This is a genomic window from Brevibacterium sp. XM4083 (assembly GCF_006489205.2).
Classification (GTDB): Bacteria; Actinomycetota; Actinomycetes; order Actinomycetales; family Brevibacteriaceae; genus Brevibacterium.
Genome location: NZ_VFYR02000002.1, coordinates 751,521 through 774,912, shown reverse-complemented (window position 1 = coordinate 774,912; position 23,392 = coordinate 751,521). Strand labels below are relative to the sequence as shown.

At 69.9% G+C, this 23,392-nt stretch carries 19 protein-coding genes; 17 read left to right on the top strand and 2 right to left on the bottom strand.

Annotated features, from left to right (window positions below; genetic code table 11):
* Positions 1–7 precede the first annotated feature (7 nt).
* From FJ887_RS09270 to FJ887_RS09190, 17 genes are all read left to right on the top strand, one after another.
* A complete protein-coding gene (locus FJ887_RS09270) occupies positions 8–1,156 on the top strand; it encodes a glycosyltransferase family protein (protein WP_137826263.1) in 1,149 nt (382 codons plus the stop codon).
* Positions 1,153–2,832, top strand: a complete 1,680-nt coding sequence (gene pyrG / locus FJ887_RS09265; protein WP_137826264.1) for a CTP synthase — start codon at positions 1,153–1,155, stop codon at positions 2,830–2,832. The genes FJ887_RS09270 and pyrG overlap by 4 nt, the downstream gene beginning before the upstream one ends.
* A 12-nt stretch (positions 2,833–2,844) precedes the next feature.
* Entirely contained in the window at positions 2,845–3,531 is a 687-nt protein-coding gene (locus FJ887_RS09260; RefSeq protein WP_137826265.1) for an NUDIX domain-containing protein, read from the top strand.
* A gap of 6 nt (positions 3,532–3,537) precedes the next feature.
* Positions 3,538–4,485: a site-specific tyrosine recombinase XerD gene (gene xerD / locus FJ887_RS09255; RefSeq protein WP_137826266.1), complete on the top strand. Its 948-nt coding sequence runs from the start codon at positions 3,538–3,540 to the stop codon at positions 4,483–4,485.
* Between the two features lie 40 nt (positions 4,486–4,525).
* Positions 4,526–5,383: a ParA family protein gene (locus FJ887_RS09250; RefSeq protein ID WP_137826267.1), complete on the top strand. Its 858-nt coding sequence runs from the start codon at positions 4,526–4,528 to the stop codon at positions 5,381–5,383.
* Between the two features lie 23 nt (positions 5,384–5,406).
* Positions 5,407–6,363 (top strand): segregation and condensation protein A, encoded by a 957-nt coding sequence (locus tag FJ887_RS09245; protein WP_137826268.1) that lies wholly within the window; start codon positions 5,407–5,409, stop codon positions 6,361–6,363.
* The gene (gene scpB, locus FJ887_RS09240) at positions 6,360–6,971 is read left to right on the top strand and encodes an SMC-Scp complex subunit ScpB (protein ID WP_137826269.1); all 612 of its coding nucleotides are present in this window, start codon (positions 6,360–6,362) and stop codon (positions 6,969–6,971) included. The genes FJ887_RS09245 and scpB overlap by 4 nt, the downstream gene beginning before the upstream one ends.
* Before the next feature lie 9 nt (positions 6,972–6,980).
* Positions 6,981–7,817, top strand: a complete 837-nt coding sequence (locus tag FJ887_RS09235; protein WP_137826270.1) for a pseudouridine synthase — start codon at positions 6,981–6,983, stop codon at positions 7,815–7,817.
* Positions 7,814–8,911 carry a prephenate dehydrogenase gene (locus FJ887_RS09230; RefSeq protein ID WP_137826271.1) on the top strand — a complete coding sequence of 366 codons (1,098 nt, stop codon included), beginning with the start codon at positions 7,814–7,816 and terminating at the stop codon, positions 8,909–8,911. The genes FJ887_RS09235 and FJ887_RS09230 overlap by 4 nt, the downstream gene beginning before the upstream one ends.
* Positions 8,908–9,567, top strand: coding sequence for a (d)CMP kinase (cmk, locus tag FJ887_RS09225; protein ID WP_137826272.1), 660 nt, complete (start codon positions 8,908–8,910; stop codon positions 9,565–9,567). Before FJ887_RS09230 ends, cmk begins: the two co-directional genes overlap by 4 nt.
* A complete protein-coding gene (gene der, locus FJ887_RS09220; protein WP_137826273.1) occupies positions 9,564–11,075 on the top strand; it encodes a ribosome biogenesis GTPase Der in 1,512 nt (503 codons plus the stop codon). Before cmk ends, der begins: the two co-directional genes overlap by 4 nt.
* Complete coding sequence (locus FJ887_RS09215) at positions 11,076–12,281, top strand: AI-2E family transporter (RefSeq protein ID WP_137826274.1); 1,206 nt, start codon at positions 11,076–11,078, stop codon at positions 12,279–12,281. It begins immediately after the preceding gene.
* 288 nt (positions 12,282–12,569) lie between these two features.
* Positions 12,570–13,196, top strand: a complete 627-nt coding sequence (locus tag FJ887_RS09210; RefSeq protein WP_137826275.1) for an L-threonylcarbamoyladenylate synthase — start codon at positions 12,570–12,572, stop codon at positions 13,194–13,196.
* Between the two features lie 792 nt (positions 13,197–13,988).
* Positions 13,989–14,732 carry an SDR family oxidoreductase gene (locus FJ887_RS09205; RefSeq protein WP_137826276.1) on the top strand — a complete coding sequence of 248 codons (744 nt, stop codon included), beginning with the start codon at positions 13,989–13,991 and terminating at the stop codon, positions 14,730–14,732.
* 143 nt (positions 14,733–14,875) lie between these two features.
* Positions 14,876–16,075 carry an acetyl-CoA C-acyltransferase gene (locus FJ887_RS09200; RefSeq protein WP_137826483.1) on the top strand — a complete coding sequence of 400 codons (1,200 nt, stop codon included), beginning with the start codon at positions 14,876–14,878 and terminating at the stop codon, positions 16,073–16,075.
* Between the two features lie 50 nt (positions 16,076–16,125).
* Positions 16,126–17,442: an MATE family efflux transporter gene (locus FJ887_RS09195; protein ID WP_137826482.1), complete on the top strand. Its 1,317-nt coding sequence runs from the start codon at positions 16,126–16,128 to the stop codon at positions 17,440–17,442.
* Positions 17,439–18,155, top strand: coding sequence for a GNAT family N-acetyltransferase (locus FJ887_RS09190; protein WP_137826481.1), 717 nt, complete (start codon positions 17,439–17,441; stop codon positions 18,153–18,155). The genes FJ887_RS09195 and FJ887_RS09190 overlap by 4 nt, the downstream gene beginning before the upstream one ends.
* Here the strand turns inward: FJ887_RS09190 and FJ887_RS09185 are convergent.
* Complete coding sequence (locus FJ887_RS09185) at positions 18,126–19,496, bottom strand: M1 family metallopeptidase (RefSeq protein ID WP_249356870.1); 1,371 nt, start codon at positions 19,494–19,496, stop codon at positions 18,126–18,128. The two genes, FJ887_RS09190 and FJ887_RS09185, sit on opposite strands and share 30 nt — an antisense overlap.
* Entirely contained in the window at positions 19,444–23,379 is a 3,936-nt protein-coding gene (locus FJ887_RS09180; RefSeq protein WP_137826480.1) for a Pls/PosA family non-ribosomal peptide synthetase, read from the bottom strand. Before FJ887_RS09180 ends, FJ887_RS09185 begins: the two co-directional genes overlap by 53 nt.
* Positions 23,380–23,392: the final 13 nt, after the last annotated feature.

Here is a 23,392-nt window from a genome sequence, read left to right as displayed (position 1 = left end):
TGAGGGAATGAGCCACACCGCCGAGATCCAGCCGCTGAGCACCGCCACGAGGATCCTCCACGTGCTCGCCGAGACGACGGGACCCGTCGCCGAGGTCGCGAAGATCGCCGTGATCGGCCATCTCAAGGCCGGTTTCAAGGTCGGACTCGCCGCTCACCCGGATCTGCTCGAGACGATCGAGGTGCCTGCTGACCTGCGGGAGAACTACCGGGAGATCCCGCTGACGGCCAAGCGGCGGCTGAGCCCCTCGGACCCGAACTCGGCTTTCATCCTCCACAAGCACTACCCGCACGTCGACGTCGTCCACGCCCACGGCCTCCACGCCGCCACCCTGACCGGTCTCGGCTTCACGGGACTGCCCTCCCGGCTCCACCCGACGGCGGTGGCCACGGTGGAGAACTTCGACCCGGCCGATGTCATCGAGAAGACCGGCGCCGAGGTCGTCGCCCGCACCGCGACCGCCGTGCTCGGGACGACCGAACCCGTCGTCGAATGGTTCGCCGGCTCCGTCCCGCTCGTCGAACGCGCCGAACTCGTCACCCCCGACATCGACACCGACCTCACGGTGACGATGTCCCGGGCGCAGGTGCGCAAGCAGTTGGGCATCAAGGACGGCACGTGGATGATCGCGAGCCCGATCGCGCTCAAGGACCACACGGCGCTCGCGACCGTCCTCGACGCCGCCGGCCAGATCAACACCCGCCGCCGCGACCGCCGCGCCGTCACCGTCCTCACCGGCACCGGCCGGGACCGGAGGACCGTGGCGAACTCGTTCGCCGACCGCGGCGTCATCGTCGCCCCGGCCGACGACCTCGTCGACGTCGTCGCCGCCGCCGATCTCGTCATCGCCGCGGAGAACATGACCGGGCTCAGCCACGAGGACCTCATGCAGCTGTCGAAGCCGACGATCTTCATCGGCAACGAGCGCCGTGCGGGCATCTGGGGCGATTCGGCGCCGATCGTCGCCCCCGACGACACGGACGGGCTGCTGCGTGAGATCAATCATCTTCTCGACGACCCCGCCGCCCGCGGCGCACAGGCGATCGCCGCGAAGAAGCGGGTCATCGACGTCGACAACCCCGGCCAGATCGCCTCGAGCCTCCTCGGCGTCTATGCCGAGGCCGACGCCGCGTCGAATTCCCGACAGCCGGTTTGATAGAATCAAATTCCGTGGTGAATCGTATCGGGGCCCAAGAGCCGAACACAGTCAAGCACATCTTCGTCACCGGAGGCGTCGCCTCCTCTCTCGGCAAGGGTCTGACGGCATCGAGCCTCGGACACCTGCTCACTCAGCGCGGCATCAAGGTCGCCATGCAGAAGCTCGACCCCTACCTCAACGTCGACCCGGGAACGATGAACCCGTTCCAGCACGGTGAGGTCTTCGTCACCGAGGATGGAGCGGAGACCGACCTCGACATCGGTCACTACGAGCGCTTCCTCGACATCGACCTCGATGGTGCCGCGAACGTCACCACCGGACAGGTCTACTCCTCGGTCATCGCCAAGGAGCGCCGCGGCGCCTACCTCGGCGACACCGTCCAGGTCATCCCGCACATCACGGACGAGATCAAGTCCCGGATGCGCGCGCAGGCCGAACGTCCCGCCGAGGACCGTCCCGATGTCATCATCACCGAGATCGGCGGCACCGTCGGCGACATCGAATCCCAGCCGTTCCTCGAGGCCGCCCGCCAGGTCCGCCACGACGTCGGCCGCGACAACGTCTTCTTCATCCATGTCTCCCTCGTGCCCTACCTCGGGCCCTCGGGCGAGCTGAAGACGAAGCCGACCCAGCACTCCGTGGCCGCGCTGCGCTCGATCGGCATCCAGCCCGACTCGATCGTGCTCCGCTCCGACCGCGACCTGCCGGACTCGATCCGCGCGAAGATCGCCTCGGCCAGCGATGTCGACCTCGAAGCCGTCGTGCCCTGCGTCGACGCCTCGAGCATCTACGAGATCCCCAAGGTCCTCCACGACGGCGGTCTCGACGTCTACGTCATCCGCCGCCTCAACCTGCCCTTCCGCGACGTCGACTGGACGAAGTGGGACTGGGTGCTCGAACGCGTGCACAATCCGGCGCAGGAAGTGCGCATCGGCGTCGTCGGCAAGTACATCGACCTGCCCGACGCGTACCTCTCCGTCACCGAGGCGCTGCGCCACGGCGGGTTCGCCAACGACGCCCGGGTGAAGATCGAATGGATCCAGTCCGACGAGTGCGACTCCGAGGCCGGTGCCGCCGCGGCGCTGTCGGGCCTCGACGCGATCTGCATCCCCGGCGGCTTCGGCGTCCGCGGCATCGAGGGCAAGGTCGGTGCGCTCAAGTACGCCCGCGAGAACGGGATTCCGACGCTCGGCCTGTGCCTGGGCCTGCAGTGCATGGTCATCGAGTACGCCCGTCACGCCGCCGGCATCGAGGGCGCGTCGTCCTCGGAGTTCGACCCCGACACGAAGTTCCCCGTCGTCGCGACGATGGCCGAGCAGATGTCGATCGTCGACGGCGAGGGCGACCTCGGCGGCACGATGCGTCTGGGCACGTACCAGGCGAAGCTCACCGAGGGCAGCGTCGCCGCCGGCGCGTACGGGGCGACCGACATCAGCGAACGCCACCGCCACCGCTACGAGGTCAACAACGCCTACCGCGATGAGCTCGCCGAGGCGGGGCTGCAGTTCTCCGGCACCTCACCCAACGGTGAGCTCGTCGAATTCGTCGAACTGCCCGCCGACGTCCACCCGTACTACGTGTCGACGCAGGCGCACCCCGAGCTGAAGTCGCGCCCGACGAAGCCGCATCCGCTCTTCGCCGGCCTCGTCGCCGCCGCTCTGGCGAACCGGTGAGGGACCGCGCCGGTGAATGACCTCCACGACATCCCGTTCACCCCGGAGATCACTGCATCGACCGAGGCGTACCAGGGTGCCGTGTGGTCGATCCGGCGCGAGACCTTCGACCTGCCCGAAGCCACGGGACTCGTGCGCGACCTCATGGCGCACACGGGTGCCGTGGCCGTGGCGTGCCTGAACGAGGAGAACCAGATCCTCCTCGTCCAGCAGTACCGCCATCCCGTCCGGGCCCGGCTCTGGGAGGTGCCGGCAGGACTCCTCGACATTCCCGGCGAGGACCCGCTCACGGCCGCGCAGCGGGAGCTCGCCGAGGAGGCCGACCTGCGTGCCGGATCGTGGCGGGTGCTCTCGGACTCCGTGCTCTCCCCGGGCGGCAGCAGTGAGACGATGCGGCTCTACCTCGCCCGCGACCTCACCCCGGTGGCCGCCGCCGACCGGCATGAGCGCAGCGACGAGGAGGCCGGCTTCGTCTACCGCTGGGTCGACCTCGACGAGGCGCTCGCGGCGATCGCCGACGGCCGCCTGACGAACTCCGTGGCCCAGCTCGCGATCCTCCAGGTCGCCAACGTCGTCCGCCGCGAGGCGGCAGGCGAGAGCGCACCCACACGTCCGGTCGACGCGCCCCGGCTCCTCGTCGACGGACGCGACGCGCCCCCGGCCGGATCGATCTCGGCCCCGCCGTCGGCTGAGTCCTGAGCCGGCATGGCCAGGCACGGTGCCGAACTCCTTCCCGACCTGCCCGCGGCGCTCGAGCGCGCCTTCGCCGGTTACCTCGGCGCGCTGCGCTTCGAACGCGGTCTCTCACTCAACTCCATCGACGCCTACGCCCGTGACCTCGGCCGGTACGGGACGTGGCTGGCGGCGCAGGGGATCGGCCGCCTCGGCGAGGTGACCCGTACGCACATCGAGGACTTCGCGCTCCATCTCCAGGATTCGGGCCTCGCTCCGCGGACCCGGGCCCGTGCCCTCGTCGCGGTCCGCCGCTTCCATGCCTTCGCCCATGCCGACGGGCTCGCCGACACCGACCCCGCGTCCGAGGTCAGTCCGCCGCGGGAGGGCCTGCGGCTGCCGAAGGCGCTGTCCGTGTCCGCAGTCGAGGCGATGCTCGCGACGACGGCGGGAGAGGAGCCGGCGCAGCTGCGGGCCGCTGCCCTCCTCGAACTCCTCTACGCGACCGGGGCGCGCATCTCCGAAGCCGTCGGCGCCGACCTCGACGACCTCGACCTCGAGACCGGGCTCATCCGCCTCTACGGCAAGGGCGGGAAGGAGCGGATCGTCCCGTTCGGATCCCATGCCGCCGCGGCCCTCGGGGCCTGGGTGACACGCGTGCGCCCGGCGATGGCGGCGAAGGCGGCCTCCGGCGCGCCGGCCGGGGCACTCTTCCTCAACGCCCGCGGCACGCGGATGTCGCGGCAGACGGCGTGGAAGATCGTCGTCGCCGCCGGGGAACTCGCCGGACTCGAGACCGAGGTCTCCCCGCACACGTTCCGCCATTCCTTCGCCACCCACCTCCTCGAGGGCGGGGCGGACATCCGCGTCGTCCAGGAGCTGCTCGGGCACGCCTCGGTGACGACGACGCAGATCTACACGAAGGTGTCGGAGGAAACATTGCGCGAGGTCTACGCCACCTCGCACCCCCGAGCGCGGTAGGGTTGTGCACAGCACGCAACGAAAGGTGGCCGACCGAGTGATGAATCCGCAACAGGCGTTGGATCTCCCCGCAGCGAAGAGCGTCGACGACTTCGCCGAACCCGCCCCGCTGGACTCGCACGGGCCCGCACGCATCATCGCCATGGTCAACCAGAAGGGCGGGGTCGGGAAGACGACGTCGTCGATCAACTTGGGCGCCTCCCTGGCCGCGTACGGCCGCAAGGTCCTCCTCGTCGACTTCGACCCGCAGGGCGCCCTGTCGGTGGGGCTCGGCATCAACCCCTACGACCTCGACATCAGCATCTACAACCTGCTGATGAACCCGCGCCTCGACCCGCACGACGTCATCGTCGAGACCGAGTTCGACTACATCGACGTCCTGCCGGCGAACATCGACCTCTCCGCGGCCGAAGTCCAGCTCGTCGGCGAAGTCGCCCGCGAACAGGTCCTCTCCCGCGTCCTTGCCAAGGTCGCCGGCGAGTACGACGTCGTCCTCATCGACTGCCAGCCCTCGCTCGGCCTGCTGACCGTCAACGCGCTCACCGCCTCCCACGGCGTCATCATCCCGCTCGAGACGGAGTTCTTCGCCCTGCGCGGCGTCGCCCTCCTCGTCGAGACGATCGAGAAGGTCCAGGACCGCCTCAACCCCTCCCTCGAGGTCGACGGGATCCTCGCGACGATGTTCGACTCGCGGACCCTGCACTCGAAAGAGGTGATGAGCCGGGTCTCCGAGGCGTTCGAGGACAAGGTCTTCGACACCGTCATCAACCGCACCGTGAAGTTCCCCGACGCCTCCGTCGCCGCCGAGCCGATCACCAGCTTCGCCCCCAAGCACCCCGGATCCGAGGCGTACCGCAGGCTCGCCCGTGAGCTCATCGCCCGCGGAGGCGCGCCCTGAGCGAGACCGTCACCGCGGACGCCATGCCTGAGGAATCGAGCACCGGGGATTCCGGCACCGGGGACGCGCCCACGGGCTTCCAGGTCGAACTGGAGAACTTCTCCGGTCCCTTCGACCTGTTGCTCGGTCTCATCTCGAAACGCCGTCTCGACATCACGGAGATCGCCCTCGCCGAGGTGACCGACGAGTTCATCGCGTACACGACGAGTCTGCGCTCCGGCGGGGACCGCGACGGTGCCGCCGACCTCGCGGAGATCTCCCAGTTCCTCCTCGTCGCCGCCACCCTGCTCGACCTCAAGACCGCACGGCTGCTGCCGCACGAGGAGGGGGAGGAGGAGCTCGACCTCGAACTCCTCGAGGCCCGCGACCTCCTCTTCGCCAGGCTCCTCCAGTACCGGGCGTACAAGTCCGTCAGCGCCCACTTCGCCGAGGCGATGACCGCCGGGGCCATCCGCGTGCCCCGCGACGTCGGTCTCGACGCAGAGTTCCAGGACGTCCTGCCGCCGCTGGAGATCCGCATCGGACCCGGCGAGCTCGCCGGTCTCTTCGCCACCGTCCTCCAGCGCGACCACACCCCGCCGACGGTCGCCGTCGACCACATCCACCTGCCGCTCGTCAGCGTCTCCGAGCAGCGCGGACACATCCTCGGGCTGCTGCGCGCCGGCGAGCTCGACTTCCAGGAGCTCCTCGACACCGCGGAGAACACCCTCGTCGTCGTCGCACGGTTCCTCGCCCTCCTCGAGCTCTTCAAGGTCGGCCTCTGCGACTTCGACCAGGACGAACCGCTCGGCCGACTCCTCATCACCCGCACCGAGACCCCGGAGGACGGGGTCGATCTGCGCACCGAGGGGACATGGAGCGCCGACGAGGACGACGACGCGCGGCACGACGCACCGGGCACCGCCTCGGCGGATGACTCTGTGAACGACGAGGACGACGACGCTGTGCCCACGGACGACGAGAGCGAGGACGGGCAATGATCGACGATGAGATCCTCGGCGGCATCGAAGCCGTCCTCATGGTCAGCGACTCAGCGGTCTCGCCCGCGGAGCTCGCCGCGGCCCTCGGCATCGACGAGGACACCGTGATGACGGCGATCGAGGAGCTCTCCCGCGACTACGACGGCGACGAGCAGCGCCGGCAGCGCGGCTTCGAGATCCGGGCCGTGGCCGGAGGCTTCCGCATCTTCTCCCGCGGCGACTACCACGACGTCGTCAAGGACTTCCTCACCGCCGGGCAGAGCGCGAAGCTCTCCCAGGCCGCCCTCGAGACGCTCGCCGTCATCGCCTACCGGCAGCCGATCTCCCGGCCGCGGATCGCCGCGATCCGCGGGGTCAGCGTCGACGGCGTCATCCGCACCCTGCTGCTGCGCGGACTCATCGTCGAAGCCGGGAAGGAGGCGACCACCTCGGCGCTCCTCTACACGACGACCCACCAGTTCCTCGATGCGCTCGGCATGCAGAGCCTCGACGACCTCCCCGACATCGCCCCGTACCTGCCCGAGGACTCCGACCTCGAGGAACTCGGCGCCGACGAGACCGAGGTCCTCGCCACAGTCGGCGACGAGATGTCACCAGACGACGTTTGATTTGAGACAATGGACCCCATGAGTCCCTACCGCGATCCCAGGGCGCCCGGCGGGCGCAGCAACCGACCGAGCCGCAAGCAGCGCGCCAGCACCGGCGCGAAGGGCGGCGACGCCCATGTCAGCGGGGGAGTGCGACTGCAGAAGGTCCTCGCCGAGGCGGGGCTGGGGTCCCGGCGCGCGTGCGAGCAGCTCATCCTCGACGGTCGGGTCGAGGTCGACGGCAGCGTCGTCACCGAACTCGGCACCCGCATCGACCCGGACACCCAGTCCGTCTACGTCGACACCCTGCGGATCTCGACGAGCCCGCAGAAGATCTACCTCGCCCTCAACAAGCCCGCGGGCGTCGTCTCGACGATGAAGGACCCCGAAGGGCGGAAGTCCCTGGCCGACTACGTCGGCAACCGCGCCGAGCGGATCTTCCACGTCGGGCGCCTCGACACGGACACCGAGGGCCTCATCCTCCTGACCAATGACGGAGAGTTGTCGAACCGGCTCGCCCACCCCCGCTACGAGATCCCCAAGACCTACCTCGCGCAGGTCAAGGGTCAGCTCGCGAAGGACGCCTCGGCCCGGCTCAAGGCCGGCATCGAACTCGACGACGGCATCGTCAAGGTCGACGAGTTCCGCCTCGTCGACTCCACCCCGGGCCGCTCCGTCGTCGAACTCACCCTCCATTCGGGACGCAACCGCGTCGTCCGCCGCCTGCTCGCCGCGATCGGCAACCCCGTCGAACGGCTCGTGCGCACGAAGTTCGGCCCGATCTCGCTCGCCGAACAGCGGCAGGGCAAGATCCGCCCGCTGCGCTCCGACGAGGTCGGGGAGCTCTTCGAAGCCGTCGACCTGTGAGGATCCACATCATCGGCACCGGGCTGCTCGGTGCGAGCCTCGGCCTTGCCCTGCGCGGACGCGGGTACAGCGTCACCCTCGAGGACACGTCCCCGACCGCGCAGCAGCTCGCCTCCGACCTCGGCGCCGGTGAGCCGGTCGCACCCGGCACGGCACCCGACCCCGACATCGTCGTCGTCGCCACCCCGCCCGATGTTGCCGCCGGCGTCATCGCCGCGGCGCTGACCACGTACCCGAGCGCCACCGTCACCGACGTCGCGAGCATCAAGACCCGCCTGCTCGAGACCGTCCGGGAGCTCGTCACCGGTGATGCCCTCGACCGCTACATCGGCTGCCACCCGATGGCCGGGCGGGAGAAGTCCGGGGCGATCGCGGCGCGGCCCGACCTCTTCATCGCCCGCCCGTGGGTGATCTGCTCCGATGAGGACACCCCGGCTGCCCGGCTGACCGCTGTCGAGGAGATGGCCGAGGCGACCGGCGCCTCGGTCACCCACCTCGACCCCCGGATCCACGATGCCGCCGTCGCGAAGGTCTCCCACGTCCCGCAGGTCGTGTCCTCCCTCGTCGCCTCCCAGCTGCGCCACGCCCCGCTCGACGAGGTGGCCCTGGCCGGGCAGGGACTGCGCGACGTCACCCGCATCGCCGCCTCGGATCCGGGTCTGTGGACGCAGATCCTCTCCGGCAACGCCGAGGAGGTCCGGGCCGTGCTCGTCGCCCTGCGCGGCGAACTCGACGCCGTCATCGACGCGCTCGCCCTCGGTCCCGGCTCGACCGGGGTGATCGCGCGGACGATCGCCTTCGGCAACGAAGGTCACGACCGGATCCCCGGCAAGCACGGACAGGCGCCGACCGCATATGCTGTCGTCACGGTCCTCATCCCCGACACCCCGGGGACGCTGGCCTCCCTGTTCAAGGACATCGGGGACCTCGGCATCAACGTCGAGGACTTCCGGATGGACCACGCGCCCGGGCGCCGGCTCGGCATCGTCGACGTCTCGGTGATGCCGGCGAACGCGAACGAACTCGAACACGGACTGCAGTCACTGGGATGGCGGATCCCCGAATCCGCCATCGAGAAGGAAGGAACCACATGAGCGTCGTCGCCATCGACGGACCCAGCGGAGTCGGCAAGTCGAGCACCGCGAAGGAGGTCGCCCGCCGGCTCGGCTACGCCTACCTCGACACCGGTGCGATGTACCGGGCGATGGCGTGGCTGGCGCTCAACCGCGGGGTCACCGATCCCGTCGACGTCCTCGAACAGGTCCGCGGCGCAGACCTCGAGATCTCCACGGACCCCGACGACTTCTCCGTGTCCGTCGACGGCATCGACGTCACCGAGGAGATCCGCAGCCCCGAGGTCTCCGAGAACGTCCAGACGGTCTCGGCCGTCCCCGACGCCCGGAGCGAGCTCATCGAACGTCAGCGCGACATCATCGCAGCCGCCGCCCCGGGCGTCGTCGTCGAGGGCCGTGACATCACGACCGTCGTCGCCCCCGACGCCGAGGTCCGGCTCCTCATGACCGCCCGCGACGACGTCCGCGTCTCCCGCCGGGCCAAGGAGCTCCACGGCAGTGACGACGCCGAGGCGGTCGCCGCGACTCAGGCCCAGGTGACCGGCCGTGATGCGAAGGACTCGGCGACGACGAGCTTCCTCACCGCCGCCGACGGCGTCCACACCCTCGACACGAGCGATCTCGACTTCGAGCAGGTCGTCACGACCGTGCTCGATCTGGTGAAGGAAGCACGATGACCGAAGAGGAATTCCACGAGGCCCCCGACGAGGCACTGGCCGAGCGTCTCGAGCAGATCAGCGACGAGGAAGCCGAGCAGCGGGCGACCGCGCTCGAGGCCGGCCTCGAGGGCTATGAGCTCGAAGACGACGACCGGGCGCTGCTCGACTCCCTCGGCTTCGAGGTCGAGGACGAGGAGGAACACGGGGCCGATCCCGTCCTCGCGATCGTCGGCCGTCCGAACGTCGGGAAGTCGACGCTCGTCAACCGCATCCTCGGCCGACGGGAAGCCGTCGTCGAGGACGTTCCCGGGGTCACCCGCGACCGGGTGAGCTACCGCGCGGAGTGGAACGGCAAGGACTTCACCCTCGTCGACACCGGCGGCTGGGACTCCGATTCGAAGGGCATGGCCTCGCGGATCGCCATCCAGTCCGAGGTCGCCGTCGACATGGCCGACGCCGTCGTCCTCGTCGTCGACGCCACGACCGGCCCGACGGCCACCGACGAGATGGTCGTGAAGATGCTGCGGAAGAAGAAGAAACCGGTCATCCTCGCCGCGAACAAGGTCGACGATGAGCGCGGCGAGCTCATGGCCGCCGAACTCTGGGGTCTCGGCCTCGGCCAGCCGTGGTCGGTCTCGGCCCTCCACGGCCGCGGCGTCGCCGACCTCCTCGACGAGGCGATCGACGTACTCCCCGAGGTCTCCGCCGTCGAGACGCGCATCGAGGAGGGCGGCCCGCGCAGGGTCGCGCTCGTCGGGCGCCCCAACGTCGGCAAGTCCTCCCTGCTCAACAAGCTCGTCGGCTCCGAGCGCGTGCTCGTCGACAACGTCGCGGGCACGACCCGCGACCCCGTCGATGAACTCATCGAGCTCGGCGGCAAGCAGTGGCGCTTCGTCGACACGGCGGGCATCCGCCGGCGGGCCCACCAGGCGAGCGGGGCCGACTTCTACGCCGCCCTGCGCACGCAGACGGCCCTGGAACGAGCCGAGGTGGCCGTCGTCCTCCTCGAGGCGCAGGAGCCGCTGAGCGAGCAGGACGTCCGCATCGTCACGACCGCCGCCGAGGCGGGTCGGGCCGTCGTCCTCGCCTTCAACAAGTGGGACCTCCTCGACGAGGAGCGCCGCTACTACCTCGAACGCGAGATCGAACGCGACCTCGCGCATGTCTCGTGGGCGCCGCGGGTCAACATCTCCGCGAAGACCGGCCGACACGCCGAGAAGCTCGTCCCGGCGATGGAGACGGCGCTGGAGAACTGGGACAAGCGCATCCCGACCGGACGTCTCAACGCGTTCCTCGGCGAACTCGTCGCCGCGAACCCCCACCCGGTCCGCGGCGGCAAGCAGCCGCGCATCCTCTTCGGCACCCAGGCGCAGTCCCGGCCGCCGAAATTCGTGCTCTTCACCACAGGATTCCTTGAACCGGGGTATCGTCGTTTCATCATCAGGCGACTGCGCGAGACATTCGGCTTCGAGGGAACCCCCATCGAGCTGTCGATGCGCATCAGGGAGAAGAGACGAGGTCGGTAGTTGAGCGATGACACCCAGGCTCGAGGTCAGCAGCAGCCATGGCATGCGCGCCCGCCGGCCAGAGCCCTCGTCATCGCCCTGACGATCGCGGGCATCGCGTATGCCCTGACGTTCTTCCGGGGACTCCAGGACATCGTCGCGCCCGTCTTCCTCGCGCTCAACTTCTACATCGTCGTCTACCCGCTGCAGAAGTTCCTCACCCGGCACCGGGTGCCCGGGGCGATCGGCGCGGTGATCTCCGTCGTCCTCGTCCTCTGCATGATCGTCGCGTTCTTCGGGCTCACGGCCTGGTCGATCGCCGAACTCGTGCTGCTCATCCCGAGCTACAGCAGCGAGATCGTCTCGACGTACCACAGTCTCATGTCCCTGCTCTCGCAGCTCGGGGTGACCTCGAGCGTGCTCGAAGACCAGCTGCGCGGGTTCAATGCGCGGTCGATCATCGATGCGGTCACCCCGCTGCTGACCAACGTCTCCGTCGTCGCCGGACTGCTCACGACCGTCGTCATGGCTGTCTTCTTCGTCGCGATGGACTCGATGGGCATCGGCCAGCGGATGACGATGCTCGTCGACGCGAAGCCGTCGCTGGCCGCCGCGCTCGGCGGATTCGCCAGCGGTGTGCGCCGGTACTGGGTGGTGGCGACGATCTTCGGTCTCATCGTCGCCGTCCTCGACGTCGTGGCGCTCGCGATCATCGACGTCCCGCTCGTATGGGTGTGGGGTGTGCTCGCGTTCCTCACGAACTACATCCCCAACATCGGGTTCATCATCGGCCTCGTCCCGCCGGCGCTGCTCGCCCTCGTTGACAGCGGCTGGCAGTCGGCGCTCTGGGTCATCGCCGCATACTCGGTCCTCAACTTCGTCATCCAGGCGATCATCCAGCCGAAGTTCACGGGCGAATCCGTCGGCGTCACCCCGCTCGTGTCCTTCCTCTCCCTGCTCTTCTGGGTGTGGGTGCTCGGCTGGCTCGGCGCTCTGCTCGCCCTGCCGGCGACCCTGCTCGTCAAAGCCCTCCTCGTCGACGCCGACCCGCGGGCGAAGTGGGTGAACATCCTCCTGGCCTCCGATCCGCACACGGCGAAGGACTCCCACCCCGGCACGGTCATGGGTCCGCGCGCGACCCCGGAGGCGGGTAAGACTCCGAACACGTTGCAGCCGACGGATCCCGGTGCCCGACTGCTGTCACGGAAGACGAGACCCGGGCACTGAACAGCCGCGGGCGCAGGCGACCGCCTCGGCGGCGTCGGGCCCGGACGGCCACTGGACGGGCGGAGACGCGGGCGGCCACTGAACGTCCGCAGACTCGGGCGACCGCCTCGGCGGCCGTCGGGTTCGGACGGCCACTGGACGCCCGCGGATTTGGGCGACCGCCTCAGTGGACGTCGGGCCCGGACAGCCACTGGACGCCTGCGAACACGGGCGACCGCCTCGGCGGATGGGCATCTTCTCGACGGCCGCGCCGTTCACAGGGACCGTCGGCCGTGGTTACCATGAAGCATGGCGACACTTCTTGAGATCCATCCTGACAACCCGCAGCCCCGACTCATCGAGCGTGCCGCGCAGGTTCTGCGCGACGGCGGACTCATCGCCTATCCGACGGACTCGTGCTACGCGCTCGGGTGCGCTCTGGAGAACAAGGACGGCATCGAGCGGATCACGCGGATCCGGCACCTGAACTCCAAGCACCATTTCACGCTCATGTGTCATGACTTCGCGCAGCTCGGGCAGTTCGTCATCGTCGACAACTCGGACTTCCGGGCGATCAAGTCGATGACGCCGGGCCCGTACACGTTCATCATGAAGGCGACGAAAGAGGTGCCGCGGCGGATGATGCACCCGAAGAAGCACTCGGTGGGCGCGCGGATCCCGCAGAACACGACGGCTCTGGCTCTCGTCGAGGCGATGGGCGAGCCGATCCTCTCCTCGACCCTGCTCCTGCCCGGCGACGAGGATCCGCTCACCGAGGCCGACGACGTCATGGACCAGATCGGCCACGAGGTCGACGTCGTCATCGACTCCGGCACCCCCGGCGTCGTGCCCACCTCGGTCATCGACTTCACCGGCAAGTACCCTGAGGTCGCCCGCGTCGGCGCCGGCGACGTCTCCCGCTTCCTCGACGAGTAGGCCGGTTGCCCCGCCGCGGGTGGAGGGCCGTCTCCGGCCGCGTCGGAGTGGTGTGCTGGGCGGCGCTGGGCTTCGACGCGGCTGCCTCGGTGCGGTGTGCTGGGCGGCACTGGGCTTCGACGCGCTGAACCGACAAATACGCCGTCTGCTAACCGCGTATTTGTCGGTTCGGGGCGTCGGTGGCGTGCCGGCCGTCGGGTGACCGCGTCATTGCCGGTTGACGGCGTCGCGGTCGGTTCGGGGCGTTGGTCCGGCCGCCTCGGTGCAGTGCGCGGGGTGGAACTGGGCTTCGACGCGGTGAACCGACAAATACGCCGTCTGCTAAGCGCGTATTTGTCGGTTGAGAGCGTCGGTGGAGTGGTGGTTGTCGGCTGACCGCGTATGTGTCGGTTGGGGGCGTCGCGGTCGGTTCGGGGCGTCGGTCCAGCCGCCTCGGTGCAGTGCGCGGGGTGGAACTGGGCTTCGACGCGGTGAACCGACAAATACGCCGTCTGCTAAGCGCGTATTTGCCGGTTGAGGGCGTCGATGGAGTGGTGGCTGTCGTGTGACGGCGTCATTGCCGGGTGACGGCGTAGTTGCCGGTTCGGGGCGTCGGTGGGGCAGGGGAGTCGCGCGCTCGTGTCGGTGTCCTCCATGACCCCGTACGCGCCGAGGCGGCCGACCGGTGAGCAATCATTCGTTCAGTGATGGTCTACAGTGGGAGGAAGCGGCAGTGAGGTGTGCATCACAGAGAACGATCGCCTCGCCCTCCGCCACTGACCGCCCCATGATCCGTCACTGAAGGAGTCATCCATGGCACGCACAGCAATCGTCACCGGCGGCGGACGCGGCATCGGCGCCGCGATCGCGAAGAAGCTCAGCGCCGACGGGCTCAAGGTCGCCGTCCTCGACATGGGGCCGACCGACGACACCGTCGACGCGATCACCGCAGCCGGGGGCGAGGCGATCGGACTCGCCGCCGATGTCTCGGACGAAGCGTCCGTGGTTACCGCCGTCGCCGAGGTGGCCGACCGCCTCGGTGCTCCCACCGTGCTCATCAACAACGCCGGCATCCTCCGCGACAACCTCCTCTTCAAGATGAGCTACGAGGAGTTCGAGAAGGTGCTCTCCGTCCACCTCGGCGGGGCGTTCCTCATGGCCAAGGCGGTTCAGGAGCACATGGTCGCCGAGAAGTTCGGGCGGATCGTGTCGATGTCGTCGACCTCGGCGCTCGGCAACCGCGGACAGACGAACTACTCCGCGGCGAAGGCCGGCATCCAGGGCATGACAAAGACGTGGGCGATCGAACTCGGGAAGTTCGGCGTCACCGCCAATGCGATCGCCCCCGGCTTCATCGAGACCGACATGACGAAGGCGACAGCCGAGCGAGTGGGCGTCGACTTCGCCGACTTCAAGAAGGCGGCGATCAGCCAGATCCCCGTCGGCCGTGCCGGCACCCCCGACGACATCGCGAACACCGCGTCGTTCCTCGTCTCCGAGGGCGCGGGATTCGTCTCCGGTCAGGTCATCTACGTCGCCGGCGGCCCCCGGAACTGATCGGGGACCGTCCCCGCGCCAGACCCGGCCCCCGCAGCTGATCGGGGCGCCGGCACCACCCCGCAACCGCACCACCCCGCAACCGCACCACCCCGCAACCGCACCACCCCACCATCCATCGCCACGAGGGAAGCAGGACAGTCATGGTCGACGCCGTCATCGTCTCCACCGCCAGAACCCCGATCGGACGCGCCTACCGCGGCGCCTTCAACGACACGCAGGCCCAGGAGCTGGCCGGCCACGCGATCGCCCACGCCGTCGAGCGCGCCGGCGTCGACGGCGCGGAGGTCGACGACGTCATCATGGGCTCGGCCCTCCAACAGGGCAGCCAGAGCACGAACATCGGACGCCAGGCCGCCCTGCGCGCCGGCCTCCCCGTCACCGTGGCCGGGATGTCCGTCGACCGCCAGTGCGCCTCGGGGCTCATGGCGATCGCGACCGCGGCCAAGCAGATCATCGTCGACGGACAGTCGATCGCCGTCGGCGGCGGCGTCGAATCGATCTCGCTCGTCCAGAACGAGCACATGAACACCTTCCGGGCGAAGGATCCGTGGCTCGAGGAGAACGTGCCCGGCATCTACTACCCGATGCTCGCAACCGCGGAGATCGTCGCCGAACGCTACGGGGTCAGCCGCGAGGAGCAGGACGCCTACTCCCTCGAATCGCAGAAGCGCACCGCCGCCGCGCAGGCCGCCGGACGCTTCGACGCGGAGATCGTGCCGCTGCCCACGACGAAGGTCGTCGTCGACAAGGCGACGGGGGAGACCTCGACCGAAGAGGTCACGCTCACCCAGGACGAGGGCAACCGCCCCGAGACCACCCTCGAGGGCCTCGCCGGACTCAAGCCTGTCCTCGACCCCGGCGTCGCCTCGCAGCATCCGAGCGTCACCGCCGGCAACGCCTCCCAGCTCTCCGACGGCGCTTCGGCGGCCGTCCTCATGTCCGACACCGAGGCGTCCCGCCGCGGACTCAGCCCGCTCGGCATCTACCGCGGCATGGCCGTGGCCGGCGTGGCCCCGGACGAGATGGGCATCGGTCCCGTCTTCGCCGTGCCGAAGCTCCTCGAGCGTCACGGTCTGACGATCGACGACATCGGCCTCTGGGAGCTCAACGAGGCCTTCGCTGTCCAGGCCCTCTACTGCCGGGACCGGCTCGGCATCGACCCGGAACGCTACAACGTCGACGGCGGCGGCATCTCCGTCGGCCACCCCTACGGGATGACCGGGGCCCGCCTCGTCGGCCATGCCCTCATCGAAGGCAAGCGCCGCGGCGTCAAGTACGTCGTCGTGACGATGTGCATCGGCGGCGGGCAGGGTGCTGCCGGGCTCTTCGAAGTCGTCTGAGCCCGCCCCGTTCATCGCCGCCGCACCTGCGATTGGATAGACTCGCAGGCGTGGCAGCGATCGACAGGGACATACTTCGGCTGGCGCTGCCGGCTCTCGGCGCGCTCATCGCCGAACCGATCTTCCTGCTCACCGACACGGCCATGGTCGGCCACCTCGGCGCCGATGCCCTCGGATCACTCGCGATCGCCTCGACGATCCTCCAGACCGTGCTCGGACTGATGATCTTCCTCGCCTATGCGACGACTCCGCGGGTGGCCAAGCGGATGGGCGCCGGGGACATCCGCGGTGCCGTCGGGGCCGGCTTCGACGGCATCTGGCTCGCCCTCGTCACCTCGGTGGCGCTCCTCGTCGCCGGACTGCCGCTGCTGTCGACGGCGATCGCCGCGTTCGGACCGGCAGCCGCGGTCGCGTCCGGGGCACAGACATATCTGGCGATCTCGTGGTGGGGACTGCCGTTCATGCTCGTCGTCATCGCCGCGACCGGGCTGCTGCGCGGACTCCAGGACACCCGTACCCCGCTCGTCGTCGCCGCCGTCGGCTGTGTCGCGAACATCGGTCTCAACGCCCTCTTCATCTACGGCCTCGGCCTCGGCGTCGCCGGATCCGCGCTCGGCACCGTCGTCGCGCAGGCCGGCATGTGCGCCGTCTACCTCCTCATCAGCCTCCGCGCGGCCCGCCGCTTCCACGCGAGCTTCCGCCCCCACTGGGCCGGTGTCCTCTCCTCGGCGAAGACCTCCGGCTGGCTGCTCGTGCGCAACGCGAGCCTGCGTGCGTCCCTCATCGTCCTCGTCGTCCTCGCCACCGCAGCCGGCACGACGGAGCTCGCGGCGATCCAGGTCGCCCAGAGCCTCTTCTTCGCCCTCGCGCTCGCCCTCGACTCCCTCGCGATCGCCGGTCAGGCCCTCATCGGCCTCCAGCTCGGAGCGCGGAACGTCGAGGCCGTCGCCGCGATCAACCGCCGCCTCATCCTCTGGGGCATCGTCTTCGGGATCATCGTCGGGCTCGTCCTCTTCGCCGGCTCCGGCCTCATCCCGCGCGTCTTCTCCTCCGACCCCGCCGTCATCGCGACGCTGACCGGGCTCCTGCCGATCCTCGCCCTCGGCATGCCGATCGCCGGGTACGTCTTCGTCCTCGACGGGGTCCTCATGGGCGCCGAGGACGCCCGCTACCTCGCCCTGGCCCAGCTCGTCGCCGTCATCGGCTACGCCCTCGTCCTCATCCCCATCACCGCGCTGTGGCCGGGCGCGCTGGGACTGTGGGCGACCTTCTGCCTCGGCTTCATCGGCCTGCGCGCGCTCACCCTGGGCTGGCGCGTGCGCAACCACACCTGGATCCGCACCGCGGTAGAGAAGGGACTGACATGAGCGAGCACGATCTGCGCACCCGGATCCGGCCCCTGCCGGCCGACACCCCCGACGAGGTGTTCGTCCCCTTCGTCGACCTCGCCTTCAACTGGTCGATGGACAAGCCGACGATTCCGCGCGCCGAGCTCGTCGACCGACCCGATGCGCGGGCGTACTTCTCAGACTGGGGACGCCGAGGCGACCTCGCCGTGGCCTGCTACGACGAGGCCGGGGAGGAGATCGTCGGCCTTGCGTGGCTGCGCTATGCCGACCCCGCCGCGATCCCCGGCGACGAGGAGGCTCCCGCGGACGCGACGTTCATCGCCGGGCTCGAGCCCCACTCGACCGTCATCGCCTCGAGCGTCGTCGACGACGATTCCGAAGACGGCGGGGCCATCGCCGAGGTGGTCGAGGACGAATCGGGTCAGGCGGACTTCGTCGCCGAGGTCGGAGACGAGGCCGGTGAAGAGGCCACCGCGCCGTTCGCCGGCTACGGGTGGGTCGCCGCCGACATCCCGGAGCTCTCGATCGCCGTGCTCCCCGCCTACCAGGGGCAGGGGATCGGCGGGGCCCTCCTCGACGTCCTCCTCACGCTCGCCCGGCTCTCCAGGGTCCGCGCTGTCAGCCTCGCCGTCGAGGACGGCAACGGCGCCGCCCACCTCTACCGCAGCCGCGGATTCGCACCCGTCGGGCGCAGCGGCGACTCAGACCTGCTCGTGCGGCAGCTGGGGTAACGGCAGCGGCGGCAGTGCGGTCTCGGTCAGCCACGGACGAACCACCTCGGCGATGTCACGCCCTGACGTGCGCGAGACGCTGTCGATGAAATCCCTCGTCGTGACGTTGCCGTGCCGGTGCCGCGTCGTCCATTCGCGCACGCACGCGAAGAAGACGTCGTCGCCGAGGGTCAGCCGCAGAGCGTGGAGGGTGAGCGCCCCGCGCTTGTAGACGCGGTCGTCGAACATGTCGGGGCCCCCGGGATCGGCGAGCACGATGTCCTGCGGGGAGGCGCTGAGCGCCCGATGCCAGGTCCGGGCCCACTCGTCGGCGCTCATCAGCCCCGTCTCCTCCGACCACAGCCACTCGGCGTAGCACGCGAAGCCCTCGTTGAGCCAGATGTCCGACCAACTGTTCGGGGTGAGCGAATTGCCGAACCACTGGTGGGCCAACTCGTGGGCGACGAGCCGTTCGGCCTCCCATTCGGGGCCGAGGTGGTTGGGTCCGAGCACGGACAGCGGCTGCGACTCGAGCGGGATCTCGAGCTCCTCGTTCGTCACGACGACGTCGTAGCGGTCGAACGGGTAGGGACCGAAGCGGTCGACGAAGAGGGTCATCATCGCGTGCTGGACGGGCAGGCGCGCGACCGCGGTCTGCCAGGCCTCACCGGCGAAGACCGTCAGCGGCACGGGGCTCGGGGCGACACCGGGCGGGGCGGGCAGCTCGGCGCTGCGGTACCGGCCGATCTGCACGGTCGCAAGGTACGTCGCCAGCGGTGTCGTCGACTGGAACGTCCACGCCGTGCGTCCGGCCTTGCGGACCTTCTCGACGAGGTCGCCATTGGACACGACCGTGTACTCGGACTCCGTGAGCACCCGGATCCGGAACTTCGCCTTGTTCGAGGGATGGTCATTGCACGGGAACCACGTCGAGGCGCCGACGGGCTGACCGGCGACGAGGACGCCGTCCTCGAGCTCCTCCCAGCCGATGTCGCCCCACGTGCCGATCGCCGGCTGCGGATTGCCCTCGTAGGCGATGTCGATGCGCACCGGCTGGTTCTTCCCCAGCGCCTCGGTGCTCAGCCGCAGCTTCTTCCCGCGCAGCGAGTAGCGGACCTTGCGGCCGTTGACGCTCGCCTTCGTCACCCGCATCCCCGTGAGATCGAGGACGATCGTCGACGTCTCCGTGAGCACCCGGCCGGTCAGCCGCGCCTTCCCGGCCAACCGGTTGGGCCCGATCCGGTAGTCGAGGTCGATGTCATAGTGGTCGATGAGCAGATCCGCACTGCCGACGCCCGGCGTATAGGGATCAAGCATCGACGGGGTGCTCGACCGGGGCGCGCTCAGGGAGTTCAGGTGCATCCACCCAGGGTATGACAGGATTGCCGCTGAAGTACGCATGGGGCGGCACGAACTCGCCGCGCATGACGAGCGAGGTCGCCCCCACCGTCGCGTTCTGCCCGAGGGTCGCCGCGGGCAGGATGACGCTGTTGGGTCCGAGCGTCGCCCCGGCCTCGAGGGTGACCTCGTCGAGGCTCATCACCCGGTCGTGGAAGAGGTGGGTCTGGACGACGCAACCGCGGTTGACCGTCGAATTGTCGTCGAGGCGCACGAGGTCGGCCTCGGGCAGCCAGTACGACTCGCACCACACGCCGTGCCCGATCCTCGCCCCCATCGCGCGCAGGTACCACACGATCGCCGGGGTGCCCACGGCGTTGCGGGTGAACCAGGGGGCGGCGACGAGTTCGACGAAGCAATCGGCGACTTCGCCGCGCCAGATGAACGACGACCACAGCGGGTGGTCCCCGGGGCTGATCCGGCCGACGAAGACCCATTTCGCGATGACCGCCAAGCCCGCGGCCACTGCGCCGGCGACCATCATGACGACCCCGGAGGTGAGGAGGGCGAGCCCGACGGAGGCGAGGAAGCCGCCGGCCGGGGAGGCCGGTCCGCCGGGGACGCCGAGGAGGGCGATGATCGTGAGGATGACTGCGGCGACGAGCGCGCCGCCGACCATCACCGAGGTGATCCGCAGCGTCTCGAAGATGCCGCGGGCGATCTTCACGCCGAGCTTCGGGGCGTAGGTGAGCGCTTCGTCGGCGTCGACGGCGGCCCGGCGCAGCTGCACCGGGGGAGACCCGAGCCACGAGGAGCCCTTCTTCGCCTTCGCCGGGGCTGCCGAGAGCACGGCGACGAGCGCGTTCTTCGGCACCCGCCTGCCCGGTGAGGCGATGCCCGAGTTGCCGAGGAACGCCCGTTTGCCGACCTTCGCCCGGCCCGCGCGCATCCACCCGTGGCCGAGTTCGTAGCTCGCGACCATCGTGTCGTCGGCGAGGAAGGCGCCGGCGGCGATCGTCGTCATCTTCGGGACGAAGACGACGGTGGAGATCTCCGTGCCGGGACCGACCTTGGCCCCGAGCGCCCGCAGCCACCATGGGGTGAGCATCGAGGCGTAGAGGGGGAAGAGGAGGTCGCGGGCGAGGTCGAGGAGACGCTCGGTCGCCCACACCCGGTAGCCGCGGGCCGACCGGACGGGGAACTCGCCCTCCTCCATGCCGATGGCGAGGACGCGCACGGAGATGAGGATGAACAAGGCCGTGCAGACGAACCACACGCAGGCGAGCACCGGTGACCACGCGAGGACGAGCCACGGGTTCTCGACGACGGAGATGCCGGAGACGGCGACCATGAGGAGGAGCCCCGGCACCGCGGCGAGGTAGGGCAGGGCGGCGTTGAACTGGGAGCCGGCGGCGTAGAAGAGGAACGGCAGGCGACGGCGCTGCGGCGGGGCGGGCCACGTCTTCTTCGCCTTGCCGATGCGCACGGCCGGGGAGCCCGAGTAGATCTGGTTGCGCCGCACCTTGCCGGTCACCGCGGAACCGGCTTCGACGAGCGCCCCGGCACCGATCTGCGTCCCGGGCATGAGCGTCGACCGGGCGCCGACAGTCGCGTTCTCCCCGACGACGATCGTGCCGATGCGCAGGAGGTCACCATCGACCCACCAGCCCTTGAGGTCGACCTCGGGTTCGATCGCCGCACCCCCTTCGAGGGTGAGGAAACCGGTGACCGGCGGGGCGGAATGGAGGTCCGCGTCGGGGCCGATGCGGTTGCCGAGCAGCTTCGCGTACCACCCCACCCAGGGGGCGCTGGCGACGGAGACGGCAGCGGCGAGGTCGGCGATGTGCTCGGCGAGCCACAGCCGCTTGTGCACCCAGCCCGAGCGCGGATAGACGCCCGGTTTCAGCCCGGCGAGGAGCAGGCGCGCGGCGCCGGCGGAGATGAGCATCCGCCCCCACGCGGTGACGAAGACGAGGAAGAGGGTGATGACGACCGGCCACGGCGTCCGGGGCACGTCGGCGCCGAGGAGGTTCGCGAGGTTGGCGAGCACCATGGCGATGACGACCCACCGCACCCCGCCGAGGATGTGGACGGGGATCGCGAGCAGCGTCTGGAACGCCTGCATGCCCTTCGACGTCCGCCCGATCTCCCGGATCGGTCCGGGAGCGGCGGCCCCGTCGTCGCCGAGGCAGAGAGTGGCCAGCGCACCGAAGCGCGGGTGGGCGTAGATGTCGCCGACGGTGACGCTCGGGTGCTGGCCGCGCAGCCGGGACACGAGCTGGGCGGCGGCGAGGCTGCCGCCGCCGACCGTGAAGAAGTCCGTGTCCGCACCCGGGCGGGATCCGAGGACCGCCGTCCACTGGTCGGCGATCCATTCGGTGGCGGGGTCGAACACCTCGGTGCTGTCCGCGGTCTCCGCCTCCCCGCCCATCGGCCACGGCAGGGCGGCGCGGTCGACCTTGCCCGAGGTCTTCGTCGGCAGCTCGTCGATGAGGGCGAGGCGGGGGACGAGCGCGGCCGGCAGTTCGGCGCGCAGCGCCTCCTCCCACGCGGGGATCCGCGCCTGCGCGTCCGGGGCGGCGCTTGCGAGGTAGCCGACGAGGATGTCCGTGCCCGCCGGGGTCGTCTTCACCGCTGCCGCCGCGCCCTCGACGCCGGCCAGTGCCTGGAGGGCGGCGTCGATCTCACCGAGTTCGATGCGGCGACCGCCGAGTTTGATCTGCTCGTCGGCGCGGCCGACGAAGATGAGGCCGGCGGGATCGTTGACGACGAGGTCGCCGGACCGGTAGGCGCGCTCCCAGCCGAGACTCGGCATGGGCGCGTACTTCTCCGCGTCCTTGGCCGGATCGAGGTAGCGGGCCAGGCCGACGCCGCCGATGATGAGCTCACCGGTCTCACCCTCGGCCACGGGGGCGCCGGCGGAGTCGACGACGGCGAGCGACCAGCCGTCGAGCGGCAGGCCGATGCGGATCGGCTCGGTCCCGTCGAGGAGGGCCGCGCAGGCGACGACGGTCGCCTCGGTGGGGCCGTACGTGTTCCACACCTCGCGGCCCTCGTCGCTGAGGCGGCGGGCGAGTTCGGGGGGACAGGCCTCGCCGCCGAAGATGAGGAGGCGCACGGCGTCGAGGCTCTCGGCCGGCCACAGGGCGGCGAGCGTGGGCACCGTCGAGACGACGGTGATGCCGCGCGAGGACAGCCACGGCCCGAGGTCCATGCCGGACTTGACGAGGGCGCGCGGGGCGGGGACGAGGCAGGCCCCGTGCCGCCACGCCAGCCACATCTCCTCACAGCTGGCATCGAAGGCGACGGAGAGACCGGCGAGCACGCGGTCACCGGGACCGAGCGGCTCCTCGGCGAGGAAAAGGGCCGCCTCGGCGTCGACGAACGCGGCAGCCGAGCGGTGGGAGACGGCCACGCCCTTCGGGGTGCCCGTCGATCCGGAGGTGAAGATCACCCAGCAGTCGTCGTCGGGCGTCGGCCCGCGCATCTCGGTGCGCTCGAGCGGACCCCGCGCGGTGCGGGCCTCGATCGCCCGGCCCTCGGTGATCACCCCGGTCACGGCCGCCTCGGCGAACACGGTGCGGGCCCGCTCATCGGGGTCGTCGACGTCGACGGGGACGTAGGCGGCACCGAGCATCATCGTTGCGAGGATCGCGACGTAGAGGTCGACGGACCCCGACGGCACACGCACCCCCACCTTGTCACCGGGACCGATGCCCGCCTCGGCGAGGCGGAGGGCGAGATCGCGGATGTCGGCGATGAGCTCGGAGTAGCTGAGCACGATCCTGCCGTCGTCGATCGCGGGCTGGTCGCCGTGGGCGCCCGCAGTCTCCAGGAGCACATCGATGAGGGTGCGATCCTCGCGGGGGCGGGGCTGGGCAGGGAATTGCGCGGCGTGTTCTGTCACAGTACTTCCGGAT